Origin of the sequence: Lentibacillus salinarum (assembly GCF_042679865.1) — a bacterium.
In the GTDB taxonomy this organism is placed as follows: domain Bacteria; phylum Bacillota; class Bacilli; order Bacillales; family Amphibacillaceae; genus Lentibacillus; species Lentibacillus salinarum.
The window spans coordinates 45,464-69,968 of the sequence record NZ_JBHTNH010000017.1 but is presented as its reverse complement, the minus strand read 5'-3'; the positions used below and the strand labels follow the sequence as shown (position 1 = coordinate 69,968).

General features: G+C 44.8%; 28 protein-coding genes. 27 read left to right on the top strand and 1 reads right to left on the bottom strand.

All coding sequences use genetic code 11. The features are described 5' to 3' along the window. Positions 1–139: 139 nt before the first annotated feature. The 5 genes from ACFQ4A_RS08445 to nagB all read left to right on the top strand — a co-directional run bounded on the left by ACFQ4A_RS08445 (position 140) and on the right by nagB (position 3,533). Positions 140–472, top strand: coding sequence for a helix-turn-helix domain-containing protein (locus ACFQ4A_RS08445; protein WP_382399522.1), 333 nt, complete (start codon positions 140–142; stop codon positions 470–472). 97 nt (positions 473–569) lie between these two features. Then, the gene (locus ACFQ4A_RS08440; RefSeq protein ID WP_382399520.1) at positions 570–1,064 is read left to right on the top strand and encodes a VanZ family protein; all 495 of its coding nucleotides are present in this window, start codon (positions 570–572) and stop codon (positions 1,062–1,064) included. Between the two features lie 324 nt (positions 1,065–1,388). After that, complete coding sequence (locus ACFQ4A_RS08435) at positions 1,389–1,532, top strand: hypothetical protein (RefSeq protein WP_382399518.1); 144 nt, start codon at positions 1,389–1,391, stop codon at positions 1,530–1,532. A gap of 108 nt (positions 1,533–1,640) precedes the next feature. Then, positions 1,641–2,807, top strand: a complete 1,167-nt coding sequence (gene nagA / locus ACFQ4A_RS08430; RefSeq protein WP_382399516.1) for an N-acetylglucosamine-6-phosphate deacetylase — start codon at positions 1,641–1,643, stop codon at positions 2,805–2,807. Then, the gene (gene nagB, locus ACFQ4A_RS08425) at positions 2,808–3,533 is read left to right on the top strand and encodes a glucosamine-6-phosphate deaminase (protein WP_382399514.1); all 726 of its coding nucleotides are present in this window, start codon (positions 2,808–2,810) and stop codon (positions 3,531–3,533) included. It begins immediately after the preceding gene. A 284-nt stretch (positions 3,534–3,817) separates the two neighbouring features. Here the strand turns inward: nagB and ACFQ4A_RS08420 are convergent, their stop codons facing one another. Next, complete coding sequence (locus ACFQ4A_RS08420) at positions 3,818–4,450, bottom strand: YigZ family protein (protein ID WP_382399512.1); 633 nt, start codon at positions 4,448–4,450, stop codon at positions 3,818–3,820. Positions 4,451–4,666: 216 nt separating this feature from the next. Here ACFQ4A_RS08420 and ACFQ4A_RS08415 point away from each other — a divergent pair, with 216 nt between their 5' ends. The 22 genes from ACFQ4A_RS08415 (at position 4,667) to cccB (ending at position 24,190) form a co-directional block, all read left to right on the top strand. Continuing rightward, positions 4,667–5,806, top strand: coding sequence for a sensor histidine kinase (locus ACFQ4A_RS08415; RefSeq protein WP_382399510.1), 1,140 nt, complete (start codon positions 4,667–4,669; stop codon positions 5,804–5,806). Positions 5,807–5,966: 160 nt separating this feature from the next. After that, on the top strand, positions 5,967–6,659 hold the full coding sequence (locus ACFQ4A_RS08410; RefSeq protein ID WP_382399508.1) for a response regulator: 693 nt from the start codon (positions 5,967–5,969) through the stop codon (positions 6,657–6,659). 223 nt (positions 6,660–6,882) lie between these two features. Further along, positions 6,883–7,725, top strand: a complete 843-nt coding sequence (locus ACFQ4A_RS08405; RefSeq protein ID WP_382399506.1) for a DegV family protein — start codon at positions 6,883–6,885, stop codon at positions 7,723–7,725. Positions 7,726–8,055: 330 nt separating this feature from the next. Further along, positions 8,056–9,168, top strand: a complete 1,113-nt coding sequence (locus ACFQ4A_RS08400) for a DEAD/DEAH box helicase (RefSeq protein ID WP_382399504.1) — start codon at positions 8,056–8,058, stop codon at positions 9,166–9,168. A 1-nt stretch (position 9,169) separates the two neighbouring features. Then, positions 9,170–9,853 (top strand): ComF family protein, encoded by a 684-nt coding sequence (locus tag ACFQ4A_RS08395; RefSeq protein WP_382399502.1) that lies wholly within the window; start codon positions 9,170–9,172, stop codon positions 9,851–9,853. A 43-nt stretch (positions 9,854–9,896) separates the two neighbouring features. Further along, on the top strand, positions 9,897–10,313 hold the full coding sequence (locus ACFQ4A_RS08390) for a TIGR03826 family flagellar region protein (RefSeq protein ID WP_382399500.1): 417 nt from the start codon (positions 9,897–9,899) through the stop codon (positions 10,311–10,313). Positions 10,314–10,392: 79 nt separating this feature from the next. Further along, complete coding sequence (flgM, locus tag ACFQ4A_RS08385; protein WP_382399498.1) at positions 10,393–10,659, top strand: flagellar biosynthesis anti-sigma factor FlgM; 267 nt, start codon at positions 10,393–10,395, stop codon at positions 10,657–10,659. 62 nt (positions 10,660–10,721) lie between these two features. Continuing rightward, a complete protein-coding gene (locus tag ACFQ4A_RS08380; protein ID WP_382399496.1) occupies positions 10,722–11,210 on the top strand; it encodes a flagellar protein FlgN in 489 nt (162 codons plus the stop codon). Positions 11,211–11,235: 25 nt separating this feature from the next. Then, positions 11,236–12,747 (top strand): flagellar hook-associated protein FlgK, encoded by a 1,512-nt coding sequence (flgK, locus tag ACFQ4A_RS08375; protein ID WP_382399494.1) that lies wholly within the window; start codon positions 11,236–11,238, stop codon positions 12,745–12,747. A 9-nt stretch (positions 12,748–12,756) separates the two neighbouring features. Then, on the top strand, positions 12,757–13,641 hold the full coding sequence (gene flgL, locus ACFQ4A_RS08370; protein WP_382399492.1) for a flagellar hook-associated protein FlgL: 885 nt from the start codon (positions 12,757–12,759) through the stop codon (positions 13,639–13,641). Positions 13,642–13,704: 63 nt separating this feature from the next. Continuing rightward, a complete protein-coding gene (locus tag ACFQ4A_RS08365) occupies positions 13,705–14,277 on the top strand; it encodes a DUF6470 family protein (RefSeq protein ID WP_382399490.1) in 573 nt (190 codons plus the stop codon). A 17-nt stretch (positions 14,278–14,294) separates the two neighbouring features. Continuing rightward, positions 14,295–14,744 carry a flagellar assembly protein FliW gene (gene fliW, locus ACFQ4A_RS08360; RefSeq protein ID WP_382399488.1) on the top strand — a complete coding sequence of 150 codons (450 nt, stop codon included), beginning with the start codon at positions 14,295–14,297 and terminating at the stop codon, positions 14,742–14,744. Between the two features lie 2 nt (positions 14,745–14,746). Continuing rightward, entirely contained in the window at positions 14,747–14,971 is a 225-nt protein-coding gene (gene csrA / locus ACFQ4A_RS08355) for a carbon storage regulator CsrA (protein WP_382399486.1), read from the top strand. A 76-nt stretch (positions 14,972–15,047) separates the two neighbouring features. Beyond that, complete coding sequence (gene flaG, locus ACFQ4A_RS08350; RefSeq protein ID WP_382399484.1) at positions 15,048–15,404, top strand: flagellar protein FlaG; 357 nt, start codon at positions 15,048–15,050, stop codon at positions 15,402–15,404. Positions 15,405–15,443: 39 nt separating this feature from the next. Next, entirely contained in the window at positions 15,444–16,910 is a 1,467-nt protein-coding gene (locus tag ACFQ4A_RS08345) for a flagellar hook-associated protein 2 (RefSeq protein ID WP_382399482.1), read from the top strand. A gap of 45 nt (positions 16,911–16,955) precedes the next feature. Continuing rightward, positions 16,956–17,357: a flagellar export chaperone FliS gene (gene fliS, locus ACFQ4A_RS08340; protein ID WP_382399480.1), complete on the top strand. Its 402-nt coding sequence runs from the start codon at positions 16,956–16,958 to the stop codon at positions 17,355–17,357. Next, the gene (locus tag ACFQ4A_RS08335; RefSeq protein ID WP_382399478.1) at positions 17,357–17,710 is read left to right on the top strand and encodes a flagellar protein FliT; all 354 of its coding nucleotides are present in this window, start codon (positions 17,357–17,359) and stop codon (positions 17,708–17,710) included. The genes fliS and ACFQ4A_RS08335 overlap by 1 nt, the downstream gene beginning before the upstream one ends. Before the next feature lie 816 nt (positions 17,711–18,526). Next, complete coding sequence (gene hpf / locus ACFQ4A_RS08330) at positions 18,527–19,084, top strand: ribosome hibernation-promoting factor, HPF/YfiA family (RefSeq protein ID WP_382399476.1); 558 nt, start codon at positions 18,527–18,529, stop codon at positions 19,082–19,084. Between the two features lie 326 nt (positions 19,085–19,410). Beyond that, positions 19,411–19,626, top strand: a complete 216-nt coding sequence (locus ACFQ4A_RS08325; RefSeq protein ID WP_382399474.1) for a hypothetical protein — start codon at positions 19,411–19,413, stop codon at positions 19,624–19,626. Positions 19,627–19,997: 371 nt separating this feature from the next. Further along, a complete protein-coding gene (gene secA, locus ACFQ4A_RS08320) occupies positions 19,998–22,517 on the top strand; it encodes a preprotein translocase subunit SecA (RefSeq protein WP_382399472.1) in 2,520 nt (839 codons plus the stop codon). Positions 22,518–22,581: 64 nt separating this feature from the next. Then, positions 22,582–23,683 (top strand): peptide chain release factor 2 gene (gene prfB / locus ACFQ4A_RS08315; RefSeq protein ID WP_382399470.1). Its coding sequence is split into 2 segments (ribosomal slippage): positions 22,582–22,653 and positions 22,655–23,683, totalling 1,101 coding nucleotides; the frame shifts between segments, so codons are not numbered across the junction. A gap of 165 nt (positions 23,684–23,848) precedes the next feature. Next, entirely contained in the window at positions 23,849–24,190 is a 342-nt protein-coding gene (gene cccB / locus ACFQ4A_RS08310) for a cytochrome c551 (RefSeq protein WP_382399468.1), read from the top strand. The last annotated feature ends 315 nt before the right edge of the window (positions 24,191–24,505 follow it).

Genomic DNA, 24,505 nt, shown 5'->3' with positions numbered 1-24,505 from the left:
ATTATAGCATGTTACCCGGGCAAAAAAAATGCTAACGAAATGTGCCATACGAACCGTCGCCCTATCGTCAAAAAGTTGTGCTCAATATAGAACTACCCACCCTTATATGGTATAATTTTGTTGAAAGAAGGTGTATGTGTTGATCGGTGAGAAGATAAAACAGCTGCGCATCGAGCAAGAGATGTCTATTTCGGAAATGGCGGAAAAAGCAGGTGTAGCCAAGTCCTATTTGAGCTCGATTGAGCGAAACCTTCAAACGAATCCATCTATCCAGTTTATCGAGAAGATCAGTGCGGTGCTGGGTATACCTTCCAATGATTTAATCCGCGAAGATAAACGAGAGCGAATCGGGCAAGAACTGGATGATGAATGGCTGCAGATTGTCCAGGAAGCGATGAATTCAGGTGTGTCCAAAGAGCAATTCAAGGAATACCTTGAATTTTATAAATGGCGGAATCGGCAAAATCGTTAATGTGGGACCGTGGCGGTTCAAGCTTGCGGTTTATTTGTCGTATGTTTTGAATCAAAAAATCAGCGTGTGGAACGGCCAAACGCGTAAAGGTGATAGGATGAAGAAATATGTATATTGGTTGCTGCCGATTGGCTGGATGTGTGTCATTTTCTATTCGTCAGCCCAGCCCTATGAACAACAGGATGTAAAGCCGTTTTTGGAAAGGACAGTGGACTTATCCTTTCTTGCACCATATGTCGATTGGGTGGCATTTACTTATCATCACGGGGAAGTGTCCGTTGCGGCACTAGGTGTGGAAGGCTTTATAGAATTTTTCATGCGGAAAGGGGCCCACATCGGCGTTTTCTTTGTCTTGATGTGTCTGTTCTATGTCGCGTTAAGCAAGACAAGCAGCACGACATTTAGGGCGGCGGTCGTTGTTTCTTTTTGGCTGACGGTTGCATATGCTGCTATAGATGAGTGGCATCAAGGGTTCACAGCTAACCGGACGCCTTATATGGGTGATGTCGTCATAGACGGCTTCGGAGCTCTATTGGCTGTGATTTTATTAGCTTTTTTCCGAAGATATCGGACAAAAAGGAACCCGTCATAACGAATGCTGTATTAAAATTGCGGAAAATGACATAAAACGACAACATTTTTTGTGGATATGTGATATGATTTTGGTAGTTTATTTAGATAAAACGCTGATGCGTCTTTTCAGATGTCAGATGCTAGTGGTCACAGGATCGGATTGGAAGAAATTGGCGAGCTAGGCGATTCAGGTATTAAAAACGTCATACAAAACTTTATACGTTTAATCTTATAAAAAGTGTGCCAAAAAAGTTGCTAAATCAGAAGGTCCCAAGCACGCGCGCCCTGTGCGTTGCAATAGCATTCGGTAGCTTTTTTGACACCATTAAAAGGCGGTTTTTAAATGGTGGAGCAAGAACGATACAAATATTTAATGAAAAAATTGATTACAGAGACCGAGAATTCCAGGATTCAATCGGCGGAAGAAATGATTCAGAAATTAGTCAGTGAATTATCAGGCGAAAAATCATATAAACCGAATCATTAACATGGAAACTGCATTTCCTGACAGGGGGATGCAGGTTCTGTGTTCAAATGGACAGATTTTCGGCCAATATGCTATGTTAACAGACGAAATAAAAAGGAATGAAGCCGATTGAATCAAACCGTTTATATCAAAAATGCGACCATTTTTACCGAAGAAACGAACATCACGAATGGTTGCTTATTAATCGAGGGAACGACAATCAAGGCGATACATAGCAACGTGCACACACCGCCGTCTGATGCTCTGGTGATTGACGCACGGGGGCTGAACCTGATCCCAGGGTTTATTGACGGGCACATCCACGGGGCTGCCGGCGCGGATGTGATGGACGCTACCGTGGATGCGCTGGATACGATGGCTGGGGCATTGCCGGGGGAAGGCACAACAAGTTTCTTAGCAACGACCATCACCCAGGCGCCGGAAAACATCAGCGGGGCACTGGAAAATGCCGCGAATTATCGGTCCAAGCAAGGTAAAGCCGACGTAATCGGTGTTCATTTGGAAGGGCCATTTATCGAGGCAAGCAAAAAAGGTGCCCAGCCGGAACGACACATTACGAAGCCGGACATTGAGCAATTTAATGACTGGCAGAAGCTGTCTGGACACACGATCAAAACGGTCACAATGGCGCCGGAGCATGATGCGACCGGGGAGTTTATGCGGTATTTAACTGATTCCGGTGTGAATGTCTCTGCGGGGCATACTGCCGCTGGTTTTGCCGATATCAAGCAAGCGGTATCCCATGGACTGCGGCAAATGACACATTTGTGCAATGCCATGAACGGCATACATCACCGTGATATTGGTGGGGTCGGAGCAGCTTTTCAACTGGAAGACTTAAGGGCAGAGCTAATTGCTGACGGGATTCATGTGTCCCCGGAAATGCTGAAGCTGATTTTTGCCAATGTCGGAAGTGACCGGTTAATCCTCATCACAGATGCTATGCGGGCCAAATGCCTACAAGCCGGCAATTATGAGTTGGGTGGCCAGCCCGTCACGGTAACAGAAGATCGTGCTGTTCTGGATAACGGTTCGCTCGCCGGCAGTATTTTAAAAATGAACGAAGGGGCCCGGCGGATGCTGCAATTGCCACATGCATCCATTCGCAGCATCGTGAAAATGGCATCGGAAAATCCTGCCAAACAGCTCAACATGTTTGACAGAAAAGGCAGCATTAAAGCCGGCAAAGATGCCGATTTATTATTGGTGGGTGATGATTTGCAGATTTACTATACCATTTGTCGTGGCGAAATAGCCTATCAGGAGGGACAATGAATGGACATCATTCGAGTGAAAGACTATAACGAACTAAGCGAAAAAGCCAGTCAATTAGTCGTTGGCCAGGTGAAAACAGCAATTCATTCAGTCTTGGGACTGGCAACCGGATCAACACCGGAAGGACTTTATCAGCAATTGATTGAGCAATACAAGCAGGGAAATGTGTCATTTAAGCCTCTCACCACATTTAACCTTGATGAATATGTCGGCCTGAGTGATGATGATCCGAATAGTTATCGCTACTATATGAATGACAAACTGTTTAACCACATTGATTTGCCTGAACAGCGTGCATTCCTTCCAAATGGTGATGCAGCGGATCTGGAAAACGAATGCCGGGATTATGAAGCGATGATTCGTGATGCCGGGCATATCGATTTGCAGATTTTGGGATTAGGATTGAATGGGCATATTGGGTTCAATGAACCAGGGACCCCATTCGACCGCCGGACACATATTGTCGACTTGGACGAATCAACGCGGGAAGCGAATGCACGGTTTTTCCCATCCATGGATGACGTCCCGAGAAAAGCTATCACGATGGGCATTGGCACGATTATGGATAGCAAAAAGATTGTGCTGCTGGTTTCCGGTGAGAAAAAGGCTGATGCCGTTAGCAAGCTTGTGAATGGCGAGGTGACCGAGACGTTTCCGGCGTCCATCTTGCAAAAGCATGAAAATGTCACGATTGTTGCAGACGAAGGGGCACTGTCGAAGGTTTAAGACAGTGCCCCTTTCAGTATCAACCGGAGGAGTGCGAACATCGACCGGAGCGGGCGCAGCATCAACCGGAGGAGTGCGAACATCGACCGGGGCGAGCACAACATCGACCGGAGGAGTGCGAACATCGACCAGAGTGGGCGCAATATCAACCGGAGGAGAGCGAACATCGACCGGGGCGGGCGAACATCAACCAGAGTGGGCGCAGCATCGACCGGAGCGGGCACAGCATCGACCGGAAAACGCGACTATCAACCGGAGGATCACCATACTAGCACTATATCCGGTCATACATCTATCTCCACATAGGCCGTTCCTTTGTCCGAAAACGCCGCTTGAGCATGGGTGAGGTCGACCAGCCAGTCGTGGAAAACGTGTTCTTCACCGTCAGGCACGTATACAATGAACGTCACTTTGTCGAGGTAATTGATTGAATCCAATACATATTCAGCGTTACGCAGGGCATTTTCAAGTTTCCCAAGCAGTGCATAATCCACAACAACCGAAAAACCTTTCATCAGCCGCCGCTGCACCACCCCGGCCGTTTGGAGTGCCTGTGATGTCGTGCTGCTGTAGGCACGGATCAAACCGCCCGCCCCGAGCTTAATACCACCGAAGTAGCGGGTCACAACAACAGCTGTATCTTTTAACTCCTGCTTTTTCAGCACCTCAAGAATCGGGACGCCGGCTGTTCCGCTGGGTTCCCCATCATCGTTTGCCTTTTGGAACTGATTATGCTCCCCGACCATGTAAGCTGAGCAATTGTGGGTCGCGTCATGGTGCTTTTTCTTAATTTTTTGGATGAAAGCCTGTGCTTCTTCTTCCGTTTCCACACGTTTAACATAGCCGATAAATCGGGACTTTTGAATGATAGTTTGGTCGAAATCTTCTTTTTTTACGGTATAATAGTTAGATAGCATCTTGCGTTTTACCTCCCGGGAGCTATTATACTGGATAATACCGGGACCGAAATGCAGGATAACGGAACCGGAAAAAACGCGTATTCAAAAGGGTAGCGAAAGATCCAATATGTCTATTTTACCGGATTGTTGGAATAAATGCTAAAAATATGAGTGAAAGCCCCTACAAAAATCATACTGATAACGAACAAATATAACATAGGTTGGTGGGAATAAATGGTACAAAAGCTGGAAGAGAAGGTACTGGATTCTGTCATCAACGATATGACTGACGTGGTACAAAACAGCAAGGATGAAATTTTTCATATCAGCGAAGAGGCACGAACCGAGTACGAACGGCTGCAGAAGGAATTGGAGGAGACGCGGGAGAAAGTCATCAGCCATATTACCGACGGGGATGAATTGGAACAAAAAGTAAGGTTTTCCAGGCAGCGACTGTCAGAAGTCAGCAAGGAATTCGACCAGCATTCGGAAGATGAAATCCGTGACGTTTATGAGCGAACCCATGCCATGCAGACGAAACTTGCTGTGACGCGGCAAGAAGAAAAAGTGTTGCGTGATAAACGCGATGAATTCGAGCGGCGTCTGAAAGCACTGGATCAGACTATTCAACGCGCGGAAGGGTTAGCTAGTAAAATATCCGTTATCCTCACTTACCTAAATGATGATTTCAGACAAGTTAATGAAATGATTGAAGAGGCGAAGGAGAAACAGGAATTCGGGTTGAAAATCATTGAGGCACAGGAAGACGAGCGCCGGAAAATTTCCCGGGAGATTCATGACGGACCGGCCCAGATGCTGGCGAATATCCTGCTCCGTTCAGAGCTGGTGGACCGGACGTTTCGGAATGGCACCGCTAATGAAGCGATTAATGAAATCCAAAGTGTCCGGAAGATGATACGTTCGTCTTTATATGAAGTCCGGCGCATCATCTATGATCTACGGCCGATGGCATTGGACGACCTAGGCCTGATACCAACGATTAAGAAGTATGTCGCAACCACTGCTGATTATAATGATATTGAAATTGAATTTACGCCTGTCGGTCAGGAAAAACGGGTACATCATAAATATGAAATTGCCTTTTTTCGTTTAATGCAGGAAGCCCTGCAAAACGCCATCAAACATGCTGAGGCATCATTCATCAGGGTGAAGCTGGAAATCAATCAAAACACGATTGCCATGGTGGTCAAAGATGATGGAAAGGGCTTTGACCCCGCGGTAAAACAGGAAAAGTCGTTTGGTTTAATTGGCATGCGTGAACGTGTAGAAATGCTGGATGGTACATTATCCATCCATTCGACGATCGGAAAAGGCACCACCATTTTGATTAAAGTGCCGTATAGTGGTTCTTAACATTTCCTATTTTACAAAAAATCACGTAAACTGGCATTATAGCGATATAGAAAGTAAGGGATATTGATACATAGATGTAATAGGGTGAGTTCGTCATACGGCGGAATATAGTCGGCTGTTAGAATAACCTAATAGAGTAATAACCCGGGAGGAATAAGTAATGAGTAAAAAACAAACCAAAATTGTACTGATTGACGACCATAAGTTATTTCGCGAAGGGGTTAAACGCATACTTGATTTTGAACCATCTTTTGAGGTTGTCGCTGAAGGTGATGACGGCCATGTTTCTGCCGAATTGGTCAAAAAGTACAGACCGAATGTTGTGTTAATGGATATTAACATGCCGAAATTAAACGGCGTGCAGGCGACATCCGACCTTGTTCGCAAATTTCCTGATACGTATGTCATTATCCTCTCAATCCACGATGACGAGAATTACGTCACACATGCTTTGAAGACGGGGGCGCAGGGCTATTTACTGAAAGAGATGGATTCAGATGCTTTAATTGAGGCAATTAAAGTTGTCCGGGAAGGCGGATCATATCTCCACCCTAAAATTACGCATAATCTCGTTCAGGAATACCGCCGTCTGGCCCGTGAGACTGTCACCACTGTCGGCGAAAGCAGTGTTGAATACCATAAACCGCTCCATTTGCTCACTCGCCGTGAATGTGAAGTGCTGCAGCTCCTGGCAGACGGCAAAAGCAATCGCGGTGTCGCTGAACGATTGTATATTAGTGAAAAAACGGTGAAGAATCATGTCAGTAATATTTTACAAAAAATGAGTGTGAACGACCGTACCCAGGCAGTCGTTTCAGCTATCCGCAAAGGTTGGGTGGAAGTACAAAATTAATCAAAGCGAATTCGGGATCTCTGCAGTCTTTTGGCTGCAGAGTATTTTTAAAAAGATTTTGGACGACGTTTTCAATACCGAAATGGCTAATTCGCCGATTTCTTTCAATCCGACTTCTGACCTCTGCATCTGAAAAGACATGTCAGCGTTTTTAGTGGTGCATTTTTGGCCCGGTTGATGTAAAATAAGAGAAAATAGTACAAGTATGAGGAGACGTTATGCGATGAATATTGCCGTAATGACGGATAGCACATCCTATATTCCTGAGCATTTAATAGATGCGCACCATATTCATATTGTTCCGCTCAGTGTTGTATTCGGTGACGATGCCTACCGGGAAGGCATTGATATCACAACCGGGGAATTTTATCAAAAAGTGAAGGGGTCAGAGGAACTGCCGAAAACGTCACAGCCGTCAATTGGGATGTTAACCAAAAAACTAGAGGAATTGGCTGGTGATTATGACGCCGTTATTTCCGTCCATTTGTCCAGCGGCATAAGCGGTACCTATCAAGCTATTATCACCGCGGGAGAAATGGTCGATGGCATTGATGTGTACGCGTACGATTCGGAATTAAGCTGTATGGGGCAGGGTTTTTACGTCCTGGAAGCCGCTGAGCAGGCCCGGGCAGGACAATCGCCGGAAGCCATCGTGGAACGTCTTGATGCGATAAAACAGACCATACGTGCCTATTTTATGGTTGATGATTTAAGTCATCTGCAGCGTGGCGGACGGCTGAATGGTGCCCAGGCCCTTGTTGGGAGCGTTCTGCAGGTCAAGCCAATTTTGCATTTTGTTGATAAGCAAATTGTTCCGTTTGAAAAAATCCGTACCCGCAAAAAAGCGTTAAACCGGATTATGAATATGTTACGTGAAGACGCGGCACAAGGAAAAGCCTTGAAAGTCGTGTTTATTCATGCCAATAATGAAGCGGCTGCCGTCGAATTGAAAGAAACATTCGAGGCTGACTATCCTGAGGCGGAAACCATGATCAGTTATTTCGGCCCTGTTATTGGCACCCACCTTGGTGAAGGGGCTCTTGGTGTTTGCTGGTACACGAAATAAACGAACAGTTAGGAGCCGGCATTGCGGCCGGTTTCTCTCTCCCCCTACAAAATGATACAGGAGCGTGATGCTATGGATGACACGGAACTCAGTCAACGTTATGTAGGAAAATTTTTACTGCGACGTGAAATCCTCCTTGATGCCCCCTTATTTGAACACCTTCTGAACATGCGTTATTTCACACCCCAACCGTCCATAACACAAACATGGTTCCACTATCAGTGTCAACGCTGTGGGAATCAAAAACAATCATTATTTGGCCAAATCCCATGCCAGGATTGTAAACGCTCGCATATGTATTGCCGGAAGTGTATTGAGATGGGCCGCGTCATGGCATGTACGCCACTGTACGAATGGACGGGTCCGGAATACCAATGGCCGGCTTATGAAAACCCGTGTACTTGGGACGGTGAGTTAACGTCAGCACAGCAGCGAGCGGCGGATCGCATAACCAAGGCAATCAGCCACCATGAAACAGAGCTGCTCACTTGGGCCGTTTGTGGTGCTGGCAAAACAGAAATGCTTTTCCCGGGGATCACGGAAGCTCTGAAACGGGGGAAACGGGTAGGCATCGCCACGCCCAGAACAGATGTGGTCCGTGAATTGCTGCCACGTCTGCGTGAGGCTTTTACAGGTGTTTATATTCAAGGATTGTATGGCGGCAGTTTGGAAAAGGATGCAACAGCCCAGCTGCTGATCGCCACAACACACCAGCTGCTCCGTTTTAAACAGGCGTTTGACGTTCTCATTATCGATGAGGTTGATGCGTTTCCATACACACATGACCCTGCACTCCCCTTCGCTGCTGATCGGGCCAAAAAAGATATCAGCACCACGATTTATTTAACGGCCACCCCCGGAAAGGCCTATCAAACCCGGATGGCCAAAGGGAAACTTCCGCATATATTTGTCCCCAGGCGTTTTCACGGACAGCCGCTACCGGTACCAATCTTTCTTATGTCGCACACATTAAAAAAAGACGTGCAAAAAGCCAAGCCGCCTAACAGATTTTACAGGTGGTTGACGACAAGGAATAATCCCAATCGGCAATTGCTCATATTTGTGCCAACTATTGAGCTGGCTGAAAGCTTCACACAAAAGTTATCTGCCACCCTGTCTGACGATACGATTATGGCTGTCCATGCTTCCGATCATGATCGCGAGGAAAAAGTTCAGCAATTCAGGGATAAAAAATTTCAAATCCTGGTGACGACGACCATTTTGGAGCGTGGCGTCACCTTTCCGTCCGTGGACGTGGTAGTTCTGGATGCAGGCCATGCAGTTTTCGACGAGGCGGCGCTTGTACAAATTGCCGGACGAGCCGGTAGGAGCCCAGACGATCCGACAGGGGAAGTTGTGTTTTTCCATGACGGTAAGACTGAAGCGATGGTACAGGCTGTACGGGCTATCAGCAAAATGAATAAACGGGGAGGATTCCGGTAACATGCATTGTTTATGGTGTGATACGACGATTATGCCGGAAATCAGCTGGAAAACCATTATTTGGCTGCCCAAACCGAAACGCCTCTGTGCGTCCTGTGAGGATACGTTAATGATTCTGCAGGGAAAACGGTGTAGCAAGTGCAGCCGGGTAAGTGACAGTGATAGATGTCCCGACTGCACGTGGTTGGAGCGGCGCACAACGCAGGAGGACTCGTTGATATGCAATTATTCCGTTTTTGCGTATAATGAAGCTATCAAGGAGATGGTTGCCAGGTGGAAATACCGGGGTGATTATTGTTTAGCAGAAGCTTTTCAACGTGATTACCGTCAGGCATTTGACAGGGAATTTTCTTTTCTTCCCGGGAAAACGGCTGTTGTCCCGATTCCATTAAGTGGGCAGCGGATGGATGAACGTGGGTTTAACCAGGCCCAAAGGCTGGCAGACTTTTTGCCACTGCCAACACTAGACATACTTACCCGCAGCCATCGTGAAAAACAGTCCAAAAAGTCCCGCCGCGAACGTCTGGAAGCTGATAATCCATTTCGGATGACAGGAAGCATTAACAATCCGGTCCTACTTGCCGATGATATTTATACAACTGGAACAACACTAAGACGTGCTGCTTCTGTTCTGAAAAAGCATGGTTGCCCGGCTGTCTATGCTTTGACATTGATTCGGGGTTAGTAGAAGAATATGGTAGAATGACAGGGAAAAGGAGAGAGGGCCAATGGCTGAATTGGCAAATTGCTCCCGCTGCGGAAAAGTGTTTGGGAAAACATTTCATGATGTGTGTCAAGCATGTTATAGAGAAGTAGAGGAAGCATTCAGGATTGTTTACCGGTTTCTAAGCAAACGGGAAAACCGGGAAGCGACCATGAATGAGATTGTTAAGGCTACGGCTGTCGAGGAAGCATTGATTATTAAGTTTATTAAAGAGAGAAGACTACGCACGTCTGACTTTCCGAAACTGGCTTATCCCTGTGAACGGTGCGGGGTAAATATTGTCAGCGGCCGATTGTGTGCTGATTGTTCAGATGAACTGAAAAAGGATCTGGAACGCCACGAAAGGCTGAAAGAGCATGAACGTAGAAAAATGACTGAATCAGAAAGTGTTTATTACACATTTAATAAGTTTAAGAAATAATCCTCTATACTTTAAATAATCGTCTCATCTGCCGATAAAAGTATTAGAAGCAGATGTAGGATAATCGAGGTGATCTGGCATGAAAATATATGGTCCGAATCAATCAAACTTTAATCCATATAAACAACAGATGCAAAAGCAGACGGACGATACAAAACATACGCCTAAACACGATCAGGTGGAGATATCCAATCAGGCGAAGGAAATGCTGAAGAATGGAAAAGCAGATGCGAAGCGTGCATCGTATGTTCAGCACATTAAGGACGCCGTCGATAAGGGAGACTATCAAATCAATCATGAAAAAACCGCCCAAAAAATGATCGATTTCTGGTCGAGGGAATCCTGAGCTATCCCGGCTTAATAAGTGGGGATTATTTCCCTTCCAAAACGAAAAAGGAGGACGCTAACGTGTCCGTTTATGCTATGATACAAGCAATGGAGAAACTGCTTAAGCTGCACGAAGGTCTGCTTGACGCCGCAAGAAAAAAGACAGACATCGTGAAAGAAGGCTCTGTGGAGCGGCTGCAAACATTGCTCGTCAAAGAACACAAATATGTGCAGGCTTTGGAACAGGCTGAGACCAACCGGCAAAAGGCTGTCGATCAATGGCTGGCACATGCAGGTATCACCTTGAAGCAGCCAACCATGACAGCAGTTTTGGAGACGATAACCGATGACAGGGCAAAACATGATCTGGAAAACATAGCTGTGAAGCTGGCTGATACGATCACGCAATTGAAACAGCAGGAGCAGCTGAATCAGGCTTTGATCCGGCAATCCATGCAATTTGTCGAATTATCGCTTGATATGATGAACCCATCTTTAAGTCATATGAACTATGGGGATAAACACGCACCTGTTTCACCAGAACGATCTGTTTTTGACTCCAGAGCATAGGCAGGCAGACGAAAGGGGCAAACCAATGAGTACTTTCCATGGCCTGGAAATGGCCAAGCAAGCTTTATCAGCTCAGCAATCAGCACTCTATACGACCGGTAATAATATTTCCAATGCCAATACGAAAGGGTATTCACGCCAGCGCGTGAACTTTGAATCAGCCTCAGCGTATCCCCCGGCCTCACGTAATCGACCGGAAATGGCTGGACAAATGGGAACCGGTGTGGAGACCGGATCGGTACAGCGGATTCGCAATCAATTCCTGGATCACCAATTTCGGGCTGAAAACAGTGCATCCGGCTATTGGAGCACAAAGGCAGATGCGCTCAGTCGTATGGAAAGTTTGCTGAATGAACCCTCGGAAACAGGGCTCTCTGAAACAATGGACCAATTCTGGCAGTCGCTCCAGGATTTATCAGCTAATCCGGGAGACTCCGGTGAAAGGTCTGTCGTCGCGCAAAGAGCCGTGAATGTAGCTGAAACGTTTAACTATTTGTCTGATTCTTTAAGTTCCATACGTACAGATCTCGAAAGTGAGATTAATGAAAAGACAGAGGATGTTAATTCACTTGTAAGCCAGATAAATTCAATAAATGACCAGGTTAAAGATATTGAAACACATGGACAATTGGCAAATAACCTGTATGATGAACGGGACCGGCTGATCGATGAGTTATCAGAAATCGTGAATATCGAGGTAAGTTATTCTGAAAGCAGTGACAGTGCATCAGATATGGCTGATGGCCTGGCGACGATTAACCTTGTGGATGAGAACGGGAACGCTTTGGATGTACCGGAACTGGTGAATGGCGATATAACCGACGGTGGTGAGCTCGGTTATAATGAGATTGACGTCGAGTACTCAAATAATGATTATGAAGCGGTTAATGATATTACCGTGAGTGGTGAGTCCTTTTCTTCAACAGGGTCGTTGAATGGTTTAATCGAGTCATATGGGTATGTGGACGAGAATGGTGAAACCCAAGGCACATATCCGGATATGATCAGTGATTTGGATAAAATGGCCCAGGCGTTTGCTGAAAAATTTAACGAGGTTCATAGCAGTGGTTTCGATTTGAACAGTGATCAAGGTATAGAAGATTTTTTTCAAGCTGCTTCCGGACAAGAGCCGGCAGCAAATATCACCGTAAATCAAGACATTTTGGACAATCCTGAATTGATAGCCGCCAGTAACGATTTCGGAACTGGGGACGGTGCAAATGCTTCTGACCTGTCAGACGCTTTTGACGAATCTTTGGAAGAGCTGGGCGATACATCTGTTAATGGGTTTTTTGAATCAGTTATTGGTGATTTAGGGGTAATGGCAAAGGAAGCCAATCGTATGACTGAGAATACGCAAACACTCCGATCGCAGGTAGATGAACAGCGAATGTCAGTCAGCTCGGTATCACTTGATGAGGAAATGTCCAACATGGTTAAGTTTCAGCATGCCTATAATGCTGCTGCCAGAAGTATGACAACAGTTGATGAAATGGTCGACCGGATCATTAATAATATGGGTTTAGTGGGAAGGTAGGTTAATGTAATGCGTATCACACAAAGTATGCTTTCGAATAATATGCTAAATCATATGTCAAGTAGTTACTCCAAAATGAATACATACATGGAGCAGCTATCGACCGGCAAAAAAATCAACCGTCCTTCTGATGATCCTGTCATTGCCATGAAAGGGATGGGCTATCGTACAGAGGTAACAAAAGTCGAGCAATTTCAGCGGAATACAAATGAAATGCACACGTGGATGGATAACTCTGATGCTGCGTTGGACAAGGCAACCCAAACTTTGCAAAAAATGCGTGAGCTGGCGGTGCAGGCAAGCAATGATACATATGATGCGGAAGAGCGACAGAACATGAAAGAAGAAGTTGAACAGCTGCAAGAACATTTCGTTGATATTGCCAATACGAATGTGAACGGCAAATATATTTTTAATGGGACGGAGACTGACACAAGACCTGTTACCGTTAATGAAGATGGGAGTTTAAATGTTTCAGTAAATTCGACTCCGGTAAATATTGAAATCATAAAGGGAACAAAACTCCAGGCAAATGTTGATGCGACAGAACTTTTTGACGAAGAATTATTCAATACTGACATTCCGGATTTTATGAGTGCATTAGAAAACAATGATCAGGCGGCTGTGGAAGACAGTATTGATACACTCGACGAAAATATTAATAATATCATTAACGCAAGGGCAGATCTCGGAGCACGTATGAACCGGCTTGAATTAGTGGAAAACCGGTTGGGCGAACAGGAAATTACGGCTACCAAAACGATGTCGGAAAACGAGGACATTGATTATGAAAAGGTCATTACCGATCTGATAAGTCAGGAAAGTGTTCACCGTGCTGCATTATCGACAGGAGCTCGAATCATACAGCCAACATTAGTCGATTTTCTGCGTTAATAAATACTGCCAGCCCTGGCCATGTTCGGTACAGGGCTTTATTTGATTAAAGGGTGATGACAGATGCGCTTGCCGCAAATCCGGATGGAATCTCACATGGCAAAAATTCAAATACAGCAAACCCCTGCCAGACAGGAAATCCGGCAGCCGGAAGCTGACATATCGATTCGGCAGCCTCATGCTGACGTGTCGATGGAGACTAAGCCATCCAAACTGACCATTGACCAGACACAGGCATGGGAAGAAATGGGACTGATGCATATTTTTAAACGTATTGAAAAACATGCAAATGATGGCTATCAAGACGGAATGGCAGGGATTGCCCGCCGTGCCAAACAGGGCAAGGAGCTGATGGAGATCGAAAATGAAGGTAATCCGATTGTCAGTCAGGCCACAACAAATGCCTATGATCAGCAGAAGTCCCCTGGGATCACGTTCATACCATCGAACTTTGCCGCGAAAACCAATTACGAGCCGGCAAATGTACAAATTAGCGTGAATGTGAACAAGCCTGTGATCGATAACCAGTCGCAGAAACCAACGCATACATATATACCCGGGGACGTGACAACCCGTATAGGACAATATCAGGATTTGCAAATAGATTTTATCCACTTGTCCTCTGATTCAGTATAAGAAAGGATGAGCATATCATGCGCATACAAACAAAATATCTGGGGGAAATGGAAGTCGATCATCACAAAATCCTTCAATTTCCATCAGGCCTGCCGGGATTTACGAATGAAAAACAATTCGTTTTGCTGGACATGCCAAGGAATCCGGTTTTTCAGATTTTGCAGTCAGCTGATACGCCTGATATAGCATTTGTCGTCGTCAACCCATACCATTTTTATCAGGACTACGTGGTCGATTTAGATGACAGTTTACTGGTAAGTCTGTCTATCAGCAATGAAGCAGACGTTATCGTATTGGCCATTGTGACGGTAAAAAAACCGTTTGATACCAGCACACTTAACCTGAAAGCACCGATTATCATCAATTCACAAAATCAACTAGGAAAGCAGTACATATTAAATACAGACGTTTATCCATCCAAAGCAGCTATCACTTCATCTGTTTCCACAGCGGTGAAAGGAGAGTAGCTATGCTTGTTTTGACACGAAAACAAAATGAATCAATTCAAATTGGTGAACATATTGAAGTTAAAGTACTTGATGTGGCAGGCGATCAAGTGAAACTGGGAGTTTCAGCACCCGGATCAGTCGATATTCACAGGAAAGAAATTTATCTTGATATTCAAAGGCAGAATAATGAGGCTGCCAACTTATCAGAGGATATTTTGGATATCCTGCAAACGGAAGAAAAATGAGGCAGATTCTTTAACAATTTATTTTTTTTGCCGATATAAACAATAAATAAATTTAATATGGGGAGTTGCATGGGCAATGAAGTTAGAAGATGCACTAACAGTAGTTCAACCCTTGCAAAATGAACATAACAGCAAGCACATGACACCTGCAAAGGAAAGAGATGCCGAAAATAGCACCAATACAGAACAATATAAAGAACTAACAATGGATGCAGATCAAGCGGAAACAATCGTATCCCAATTAAATGCGTTTATGGAACCATTACGGACGAGCCTTGAATTTGAGCTTCATGATAAACTTGATAGCTATTATGTTAAAGTGATTGATCGTGACAAAGATGAGGTTATTAGGGAAATCCCACCGGAAAAAATGCTCGATATGTATGCAGCAATGGTAGAATTCATGGGTTTACATGTAGATGAAAAGATTTAAAACAGGTTTTAGAGCACTCTCTGAAAGGAGTTAGAAAACATGCGTATTGGCGGTTTGGCGTCAGGAATGGATGTTGATAATCTTGTTAATAAACTGATGGAAGCAGAGCGAATGCCACTGCAAAAAATGGAACAGGATCAGACAAAACTTACCTGGAAACAGGATGCATTTCGTGATGTCAATAAAACGTTAGCAGAATTGGATGACATGACCCTTGATATGAAAAAGAGCAGTACATACAACTCAAAGTCGGCTAATTCATCACAGGACAACGCAGTAACAGCAACCGCTTCATCCGACGCTGATGAGGGAACGTTTAATATAAAGGTAAATAAAATGGCAACTTCAGCCATTACGATGAGTCAGGAAAGCCTTGAAATGGACGAGGATAGCATACTGTCTGATGAAGGGGTTGATTCTGTATCTTTTACAACTTATGACAGTAACGGTGACCCACAAGAGCACTCTTATACTATCGGCGAAAAAGACACACTGAACGATGTGTTGGAAATGATTACAGAGGATGACAATAATGTCCGTGCCATTTACGATCCCCATTCACAAAAAGTGGCTATGGAAACAACAAGAACTGGTGATTACAATACGGATGGCAGTGAAATCGATTTTGATTCGAGTGATGCGTTTTTCAGCAGTCTGAAGTTGACAGGCGCAGAAACAGGTGGAACAGACGCTGAATTCAAATACAACGGAATAGAAATGACTTCCCATAATAACGAATATGAACTCGGTGGTGTCACTTACGAGTTCAACGATACAACAACAGGAGATGGCGCAAACGTCACTGTGGCCAATGATGTCGAACAATCATTTGAATCGATTATGAACTTTGTCGATCAGTACAATGAAGTCGTCGAAAAACTCAATGGGACCCAGCAGGAGGAGAAATTCCGGGATTATCCCCCTTTAACCGAGGAACAGAAGAACGAGATGTCCGAGCGGGAAATTGAACTTTGGGAAGAAAAAGCAAAAAGCGGGATTCTCCGTGGCGAATCGTCTATTTCCGGAGGGCTTTTTTCCATGCGCAGCAGCTGGTATTCCGAGGTTGAAACAGATGGTGCTTATACATCGTTAACACAAATCGGAATTACGACCACCAGCAATTATTTGGATGGCGGAAAATTGGAAGTCGATGAACAGGCATTAAAAGATGCCCTGTCCAATGACCCGGACAGTGTACACCAGCTTTTTTCCAATGGTTCAGAAGGTGATGACAGAGGTGTTATTAATAGGCTTGAAGATTCACTTGATTCTACAATAGGTCAGATTGAGCAGCGTGCAGGGAAGGGAACAGATACCCTGGAAAACTATACAATTGGCAAACGAATGAAAGATTTGAATGAGCGAATAGCATCTTTTGAAGAGCGCATGGTTCAAGTGGAAAATCGTTATTGGAGCCAATTCACCGAGATGGAGAAGGCAATACAGCAGATGAACCAGCAGTCGGCACAATTACAGAACCAGTTTGGCGGCGGAGGCATGATGTAGTCCGCAGCCGTGATGTTATCAATCGCTTTAAAGGAGTGTTTCGGAGTGTCCATTCAAAAACAATACCAAACCTACCGGAATAATGCCGTCAACACAGCATCGGGAGGGGAACTTACGCTAATGCTGTATAATGGCTGTATCAAGTTTATTAAACAGGCGATGAAGGATATGGAAAGCGCCAGGTTTGAAGCCAAAAATAGCAATATCCAAAAGGCTCAGAAAATTATCCAGGAACTGATGGTCACATTGGATACCGACGTGGTGATTTCACAACAGATGATGCCATTATATGACTATATTCTGCACCAGCTGAAAGAGGCCAATATTAAAAATGACCCGGCCTTTCTGGAAGAGGCGCTGACCTATGTCACCGAGTTCCGTGACACCTGGAAGCAGGTTATTAAGCAAACACGTCAGAGCCGGTATGCCCAGGGTAGGCGGGTATAATGAACCGTCTGCAGCAATTATTGGTGCTAACCCGGGAGCTTGAAGATGTGCTTAATGGCCAAGTTAATGCCCAAAACAGGGATGACATCATGGGGGAAGTTCATGAATTGCTTGACGAAAGAAAAAAGTTGCTTGATCAAATCACCCCACCGTTTACCGCTGATGAAAGATTGACCGGCCAGCAGACAGTTGCGCTGAATGAACAGATACAACAAAAAATGGATGCGCTATTTGATGCGTTGAAGCTGGAAATGAAACAATCCAAAAAACAGAAAAAATCCAATCGCTCATACCTCAATCCATATGAAAATGTGAAAACAGCAGATGGTATGTACATGGATAGCAGAAATTAAAGCTATAAGCTCCGGTACCCCGGAGCTTTTTTGGTAAGATAAAAATAAAATTTTGGAAGACGTTTTAATACTGGAATTGGCTAACCTGCCAATTTATTCCAATCCACTTTTGACCTTTGACATCTGAAATGACGCGTCAGCATTTTTCTTAAGGCTCTTTTCGTGAATTTTATTGCCCTTAGACGCTTGCATTTGATAAAACTGCGACGTAACTTTATCAGGAATTCCTCCCAAACTTCAGAATTTAAGTAAATGCTGGTCCATCGCTGCGGAAAAACACTTTGTGCTCGTCGTGTTGCAAGTTTTTCAGTGAAGCTGCACTCCTCGCAGGTTGAAGCGTACTCGGTGAAGCTTTGCTTTGTGCTCGTCGTGTTGCAAGTTTTTCAGTGAAGCTGCACTCCTCGCAGGTTGAAGCGTACTCGGTGAAGCTTTGCTTTGTGCTCGTCGTGTTGCAAGTTTTTCAGTGAAGCTGCACTCCTCGCAGGTTGAAGCGTACTCGGTGAAGCTTTGCTTTGTGCTCGTCGTGTTGCAGGTTTTTCGGTGAAGCTGCGATCCCGGACGGCGGGAATGACACGTACTTATAGAAAACAACCAAGCAATAGTTACGTCGCAGTTTTGGATGTTGTGTCAACAACAACAATCTAGAAAACAGCCTTTCTTGATAAGCAGGATTAGCCGCGATGCTCGGTGTGAAAGGCCTGATTGCTGAAAAGTTCCATAATCTATTTTTTCCTGGAAAACAGTGCTTGTTTAAGCAGGAAAAAAGTACGGGAATGTAGTATAATAAATACATAGGATGAAAGGAGGACACTTTGTATGAAGTACAATATTCGTGGTGAAAATATTGAGGTGACCGGCGCGATTCGTGACTATGTCGAAAAGAAAATCGGCAAACTTGAAAGGTACTTTGATACACCACCATCATCCGATGTCAATGTTAACTTGAGTGTCTACAACGATGAACAACAAATTGAGGTGACGATTCCAATACCCGATTTGCTGCTCAGAGCCGAAGAGCGACATGTTGATTTGTATGCAGCCATTGATCTGGTAGTGGATAAGTTGGAACGTCAAATCCGCAAGTACAAAACAAGAGTGAATCGTAAATTCAGACAAAAAGGTTCTCCGAAACACATATTTGCCGAACTTGAAAAAGAAGCCGAAATTGCAAATGGAAAAGAAGATGATGATGAGCCGGAAATTGTCCGGAAAAAACAATTTGATCTGAAACCAATGGATTCAGAAGAAGCTGTCTTGCAAATGGATTTGCTGGGACATGCATTCTATGTATTCACAGATGCTATCTCCGGCAACACCAATGTTGTTTATCGCCGGAAAGATGGAAAGTATGGCTTGATCGAACCGAATAGTTAATATGAAGGAAAACAGGCAGTCGAGTCTTTATCTGACTTTTACTGCGCTGGATACATTTTGACAGAAAGGGCGTTCCTGCAGAGGGATCGCCTTTTTCTTTTGGCCGCTGTCATAAGGGAGTTCCAAAAACGAAACCGATCATTTATCTCCGTGAAGTCCAGGCAGACCAAGGGTTAGCTATGTTATGTCGAAAGTTGTCGTATGGAATGCTGAAATTTAATTTTGTAATATAAAGCAGCTGTATTTTTCGCTGGTTAACGGGAAAGTGCGTCGAAAATTGTACTTTTCAGGATAAAACTTTGTCGATTGGAAGATAAAATTGAAAAATGGCAATTGGCATTATGGCACAATTCCGTGCTATAACAGAATTATCCAAGAAGAAAGGAAGTGCTTATGTGAGTGAAATAGCGTATGACGAATTAGTTCAACAGGTCAGGCAGCATGAAGAAGCGATTGCCCAGCTGCTGGAAATTGTTGCTGTTACCAATCGTCGACTGTCAGAATTGGATAGGAAGCAGAAAGAACACTATTCATTTACATAGGCCTTCCTATTAGCCTCATATTTGCCTCAGTTTGCCTCAACGACTGAAAGAGCAGTTCATCCCCGGACTGTTCTTTCTTTTTTCGTATTCGCACAAAGGCTCATTCCAGCTTCAAAGACTGTTTTGCTGTTATGTTGGCACGTACCTCAATCAGTTGTCATACCACTTGAGATGCGTTATCATAAATATTGGACGATATTAAGTATAAACAAGATTACGTGCTATGATAGAACTTTGCCATCGTGTTTTGGTGGCAAAGTAGCATTTTCTAGCGTCAGAACGTAGCAATGACGATTGAGATTATAACGGCACGCGCCAGATGGTGGGGCCGGACACGTATTTTTAATGAAATCATATGAGGAGCGTTTTATATGGCAGGGTTACTCACAAAGATTTTTGGTGATGGCAATAAGAAACAGTTAAATAAATTACAGCGTAAAGTTGATCAGATCGAAGCACTGGAGTCTGATATGGAACAATTAGCCGATGATGATTTCAGCAGGAAAACCGACGAATTTAAAGAGCGGTATGCCAACGGTGAATCATTGGATGATTTGCTTGCGGAAGCATTTGCTGTTGTACGTGAAGGTTCCAGACGTGTGTTGGGCATGCGGCCATTCCCTGTTCAGCTTATGGGTGCCATTGCCCTGCATGAAGGCAATATTGCCGAGATGAAGACAGGTGAAGGTAAGACACTTGCTTCCACGATGCCTGCCTACTTAAATGCACTAACCGGAAGAGGCGTGCATATTATCACAGTTAACGATTATCTGGCAGACCGGGACGCTAGGGAAATGGGTGAACTATATCATTTCCTTGGCCTGACAGTTGGTATGAATGGCAACGGTATGACAAAAGAGGAAAAACGGGAAGCCTACAACTGTGACATCACGTATGGGACAAACAACGAATTCGGCTTTGATTACTTGCGTGACAATATGGTTCTTTATAAGGAACAGATGGTCCAGCGTCCGCTTCCATTCGCAATCATTGATGAGGTGGATTCGATTTTAATTGATGAGGCGCGGACACCGTTGATCATTTCCGGATCGGCACAAAAATCAGCGTCGATGTATCAACAGGCGAATGCCTTTGTCCGGACGTTAAACCGGGAAACAGACTACACGTTTGACGAGAAAACGAAAGGTGTTCAACTGACAGAAGAAGGGATCAATAAAGCAGAGCGGTATTTCAGCATTGAAAACCTGTTTGACTTGAATCATGTGTCATTGACCCACCATATTAACCAGGCTTTAAAAGCCCATGTGTCCATGCAGCGTGATACCGATTATGTCGTCCAGGAAGGTGAGGTGATCATTGTGGATCAGTTCACCGGCCGGCTGATGAAAGGACGTCGTTACAGTGACGGTCTCCATCAAGCGATTGAAGCCAAAGAAGGATTGCAGATTCAAAATGAAAGTATGACGCTCGCTTCGATTACATTTCAGAACTTTTTCCGGATGTACGAGAAATTGGCCGGTATGACCGGTACGGCTAAAACCGAAGAAGAAGAATTCCGTAATATTTACAATATGGATGTTATCGCCATCCCCACGAATGAGTCGATTATTCGTGATGACGAGGCGGATATGATTTATAAGTCGATGGAGGGAAAATTCCGGGCTGTAGCAGAGGATATTAAACAGCGGCATGAAATCGGACAGCCTGTACTGGTCGGTACTGTTGCTGTTGAAACGTCGGAATTAATCTCCAAACTACTGAAAAAAGCCGGTGTCCCGCACAATATACTGAACGCCAAAAACCATTACCGGGAAGCGGAAATTATTGAGAATGCCGGACAAAAAGGTGCCGTAACGATTGCCACGAACATGGCTGGGCGTGGAACCGACATCAAGCTTGGTGATGGTGTGAAGGAGCTTGGTGGGCTTGCTGTCATTGGTACGGAACGGCATGAGTCCCGCCGGATTGACAATCAGCTGCGCGGACGCTCAGGCCGTCAAGGGGATCCTGGCTTATCGCAGTTTTATCTGTCGATGGAAGATGAGCTGATGCGTCGTTTCGGTTCGGAAAATTTGAGTTCGATGATGGAAAAAATGGGCATGGATGATACGCAGCCCATTGAGAGCAAAATGGTGTCAAGAGCTGTAGAATCTGCCCAGAAGCGGGTTGAAGGGAATAATTTTGATGCCCGTAAAACCGTGCTTTCCTATGATGACGTCCTGAGACAACAGCGCGACATCATTTACAAACAGCGTTTTGACGTGATTGAAGCGACCGAAGATTTGCGTGATATTGTAGAAGGCATGATCAAATCCACATTGGAACGTGTCGTCGGTGCGAATACACAGGATGATCTTGATGAAAACTGGGAACTTGATTCGATTATCGAGTACGTTCACGGCAATTTGCTGAGCCCGGAAGATATTTCTGTGGACGCTATCAAAGGGAAAGAACCGGACGAAATAATCGATGACATCATGGACAAGGTGATAGCTCGGTATGATGAAAAAGAACAGGAGCTTTCGTCTGAACAAATGCGTGAATTCGAAAAAGTAATCGTTCTGCGTACCGTTGATACCAAGTGGATGGATCATATCGACCAGATGGATCAGCTGCGGCAGGGGATTCACCTGCGTGCATACGGTCAGAACGATCCGCTGCAGGAATATCAGGCAGAAGGCTTTCAGATGTTTGAGGAAATGGTCGTTGAAATTGAAGAGGAAGTGGCCAAATACGTGATGAAAGCAGAAATCCGGGATAATCTGCAGCGCCAGGAAGTCGTCAAAAATACGCAGGCGGTTTCCGGCGGGCAGGATCAGGATGATAAGAAAAAGTCACGGAAACCTTACGTGAAGACGGAAACGGTTGGACGGAATGACCCGTGTCCGTGCGGCAGCGGCAAAAAATATAAAAAATGTCACGGCGCCTAATCCTAGCGTATCCGGGCTTTTTAAACATCCAATAATAATTGACAATCTGAATGAGGTGAACACAATGGAATTAGTTGACATTGGAAATGAACTGCAGCAAATGAATAAGCGGATTAATGACTTCAGGGGGTCTCTTTGACTTAGATGTCAAACGGGAACGTATCAAAGAACTGGAAATGGAAATGTCGGACCCTGCTTTTTGGGATGATCAGGACAGGGCGCAAAAGCTGATTGATGAAAACAACGGCCTGAAGCGTTATGTCGAAGGGTTTGCATCGCTGGAGGAAAAACGCGATAACATTGAGGTTTCCTATGAACTCGTCAAAGAGGAAAATGATCAGGAACTGTTTGCTGATCTGGAACATGAGGTGGCAGCATTAAGAAAAGAGATGAACCAGTTTGAACTACAAATGCTGCTAAGTGAGCCATACGATCAGAACAATGCGATTTTGGAACTGCATCCCGGAGCCGGTGGCACGGAATCGCAGGACTGGGCAAGTATGTTGCTGCGAATGTACCAGCGCTGGGCTGACAAAAAAGGCTTTACCGTCGAGACGCTGGACTATCTTCCAGGCGATGAAGCAGGTGTCAAAAGTGTCACATTATGGATTAAAGGGCATAATGCGTATGGCTATTTGAAAGCTGAAAAAGGCGTCCATCGCCTTGTGCGCATATCGCCGTTTGATTCATCAGGAAGACGCCATACATCGTTTGTGTCATGTGAAGTCATACCTGAAATGGATGATGATGTAGCGATTGAAATCAGAAATGAAGATCTCCATATCGATACGTATCGAGCAAGCGGTGCAGGCGGTCAGCACGTCAACACAACCGATTCAGCTGTCAGGATTACTCACTTGCCGACAAAAATCATCGTGACATGCCAGTCAGAACGCTCGCAAATTCAGAACCGGGAGCGTGCCATGAAAATGCTCCGGTCCAAGCTGTATCAGCAGGAATTGGAGCGGCAGCAGCAGGAAATGGACGAACTGCGCGGTGAACAACGGGAAATTGGCTGGGGAAGCCAAATTCGCTCGTATGTTTTCCACCCTTACACCATGGTGAAAGATCACCGTACAAATGTTGAAGCGGGCAATGCACAAGGTGTCATAGACGGGGAACTAAATCCATTTATCGATGCATTTTTGCGTTCACGGATCAGTTAACAAAAAGATTCATGAAATTGACACATATTGCCAAACGCCCTTATCTGCCTGTGATTTAGGGACGGTATACCATGAAAGTGACAGCTGTAATGGTTTTAATTTTTGAATATAGGGTTATAATATGTGTGATAACCTTTTCACTAAACGCGTTAGGGGGGATTAAACATGAAAAAATGGTTATTAACAATGTTGTTCGGCACAGCGCTTGTGCTCGGCGCTTGTGGCGGTGGTGGTAATGACGGTGGCGACGATGAAAGCACCGGCGGCGATGACGGTGGTACAGTCGACACGGCAGCTGCTGAAGAGATTTTTGAAAGCAACTGTGCCTCCTGCCATGGTCAAGATCTTTCCGGCAATGTTGGTCCGGGTTTAACATCTGTTGGATCGGATTACTCAGCAGATGAAATTGTCGATATCATTCAAAATGGTAAAGGCCAAATGCAGCCGCAAAACTTGGACGAGGCAGACGCCCAAGCGGTAGCTGAATGGTTAGCTGACAAAAAATAACGTGACTACTTACTGACTTAAAGCTTGGTCTATGACAGATATAGGCCAGGCTTTTTTTCATGCCTTGTTTATAAGATGAGAAAATATAACATTTTGGATAACGTTTTCAATACCGAAATCGGCTACCTCGCCGATTTCTTCCTATCCGACTTTTGGCCTCTGGCATCTGAAACGACGCGTCAGCGTTTTTCCTTCAGAGTCATCCTCAACTAGTGGTTATTCTACCGCAATACGAAAGAAGCTTTTTCCATAATGTCTTAAAATATTACAAAGTTAGAACCGAACCCCGTAAATTGAAATGAAAATGTAATATTA

What these genes read in the sequence shown, in the direction of transcription:
- ACFQ4A_RS08440 (WP_382399520.1), top strand. Translation starts at nt 570, where the DNA reads ATGAAGAAATATGTATATTGGTTGCTGCCGATTGGCTGGATGTGTGTC.
- ACFQ4A_RS08435 (WP_382399518.1), top strand. Translation starts at nt 1,389, where the DNA reads ATGGTGGAGCAAGAACGATACAAATATTTAATGAAAAAATTGATTACA.
- nagB (WP_382399514.1), top strand. Translation starts at nt 2,808, where the DNA reads ATGGACATCATTCGAGTGAAAGACTATAACGAACTAAGCGAAAAAGCC.
- ACFQ4A_RS08420 (WP_382399512.1), bottom strand. Translation starts at nt 4,450, where the DNA reads ATGCTATCTAACTATTATACCGTAAAAAAAGAAGATTTCGACCAAACT.
- ACFQ4A_RS08415 (WP_382399510.1), top strand. Translation starts at nt 4,667, where the DNA reads ATGGTACAAAAGCTGGAAGAGAAGGTACTGGATTCTGTCATCAACGAT.
- ACFQ4A_RS08410 (WP_382399508.1), top strand. Translation starts at nt 5,967, where the DNA reads ATGAGTAAAAAACAAACCAAAATTGTACTGATTGACGACCATAAGTTA.
- ACFQ4A_RS08405 (WP_382399506.1), top strand. Translation starts at nt 6,883, where the DNA reads ATGAATATTGCCGTAATGACGGATAGCACATCCTATATTCCTGAGCAT.
- ACFQ4A_RS08400 (WP_382399504.1), top strand. Translation starts at nt 8,056, where the DNA reads ATGGCATGTACGCCACTGTACGAATGGACGGGTCCGGAATACCAATGG.
- ACFQ4A_RS08395 (WP_382399502.1), top strand. Translation starts at nt 9,170, where the DNA reads ATGCATTGTTTATGGTGTGATACGACGATTATGCCGGAAATCAGCTGG.
- ACFQ4A_RS08390 (WP_382399500.1), top strand. Translation starts at nt 9,897, where the DNA reads ATGGCTGAATTGGCAAATTGCTCCCGCTGCGGAAAAGTGTTTGGGAAA.
- flgM (WP_382399498.1), top strand. Translation starts at nt 10,393, where the DNA reads ATGAAAATATATGGTCCGAATCAATCAAACTTTAATCCATATAAACAA.
- flgK (WP_382399494.1), top strand. Translation starts at nt 11,236, where the DNA reads ATGAGTACTTTCCATGGCCTGGAAATGGCCAAGCAAGCTTTATCAGCT.
- flgL (WP_382399492.1), top strand. Translation starts at nt 12,757, where the DNA reads ATGCGTATCACACAAAGTATGCTTTCGAATAATATGCTAAATCATATG.
- ACFQ4A_RS08365 (WP_382399490.1), top strand. Translation starts at nt 13,705, where the DNA reads ATGCGCTTGCCGCAAATCCGGATGGAATCTCACATGGCAAAAATTCAA.
- fliW (WP_382399488.1), top strand. Translation starts at nt 14,295, where the DNA reads ATGCGCATACAAACAAAATATCTGGGGGAAATGGAAGTCGATCATCAC.
- csrA (WP_382399486.1), top strand. Translation starts at nt 14,747, where the DNA reads ATGCTTGTTTTGACACGAAAACAAAATGAATCAATTCAAATTGGTGAA.
- flaG (WP_382399484.1), top strand. Translation starts at nt 15,048, where the DNA reads ATGAAGTTAGAAGATGCACTAACAGTAGTTCAACCCTTGCAAAATGAA.
- ACFQ4A_RS08345 (WP_382399482.1), top strand. Translation starts at nt 15,444, where the DNA reads ATGCGTATTGGCGGTTTGGCGTCAGGAATGGATGTTGATAATCTTGTT.
- ACFQ4A_RS08335 (WP_382399478.1), top strand. Translation starts at nt 17,357, where the DNA reads ATGAACCGTCTGCAGCAATTATTGGTGCTAACCCGGGAGCTTGAAGAT.
- hpf (WP_382399476.1), top strand. Translation starts at nt 18,527, where the DNA reads ATGAAGTACAATATTCGTGGTGAAAATATTGAGGTGACCGGCGCGATT.
- ACFQ4A_RS08325 (WP_382399474.1), top strand. Translation starts at nt 19,411, where the DNA reads ATGGCAATTGGCATTATGGCACAATTCCGTGCTATAACAGAATTATCC.
- secA (WP_382399472.1), top strand. Translation starts at nt 19,998, where the DNA reads ATGGCAGGGTTACTCACAAAGATTTTTGGTGATGGCAATAAGAAACAG.
- cccB (WP_382399468.1), top strand. Translation starts at nt 23,849, where the DNA reads ATGAAAAAATGGTTATTAACAATGTTGTTCGGCACAGCGCTTGTGCTC.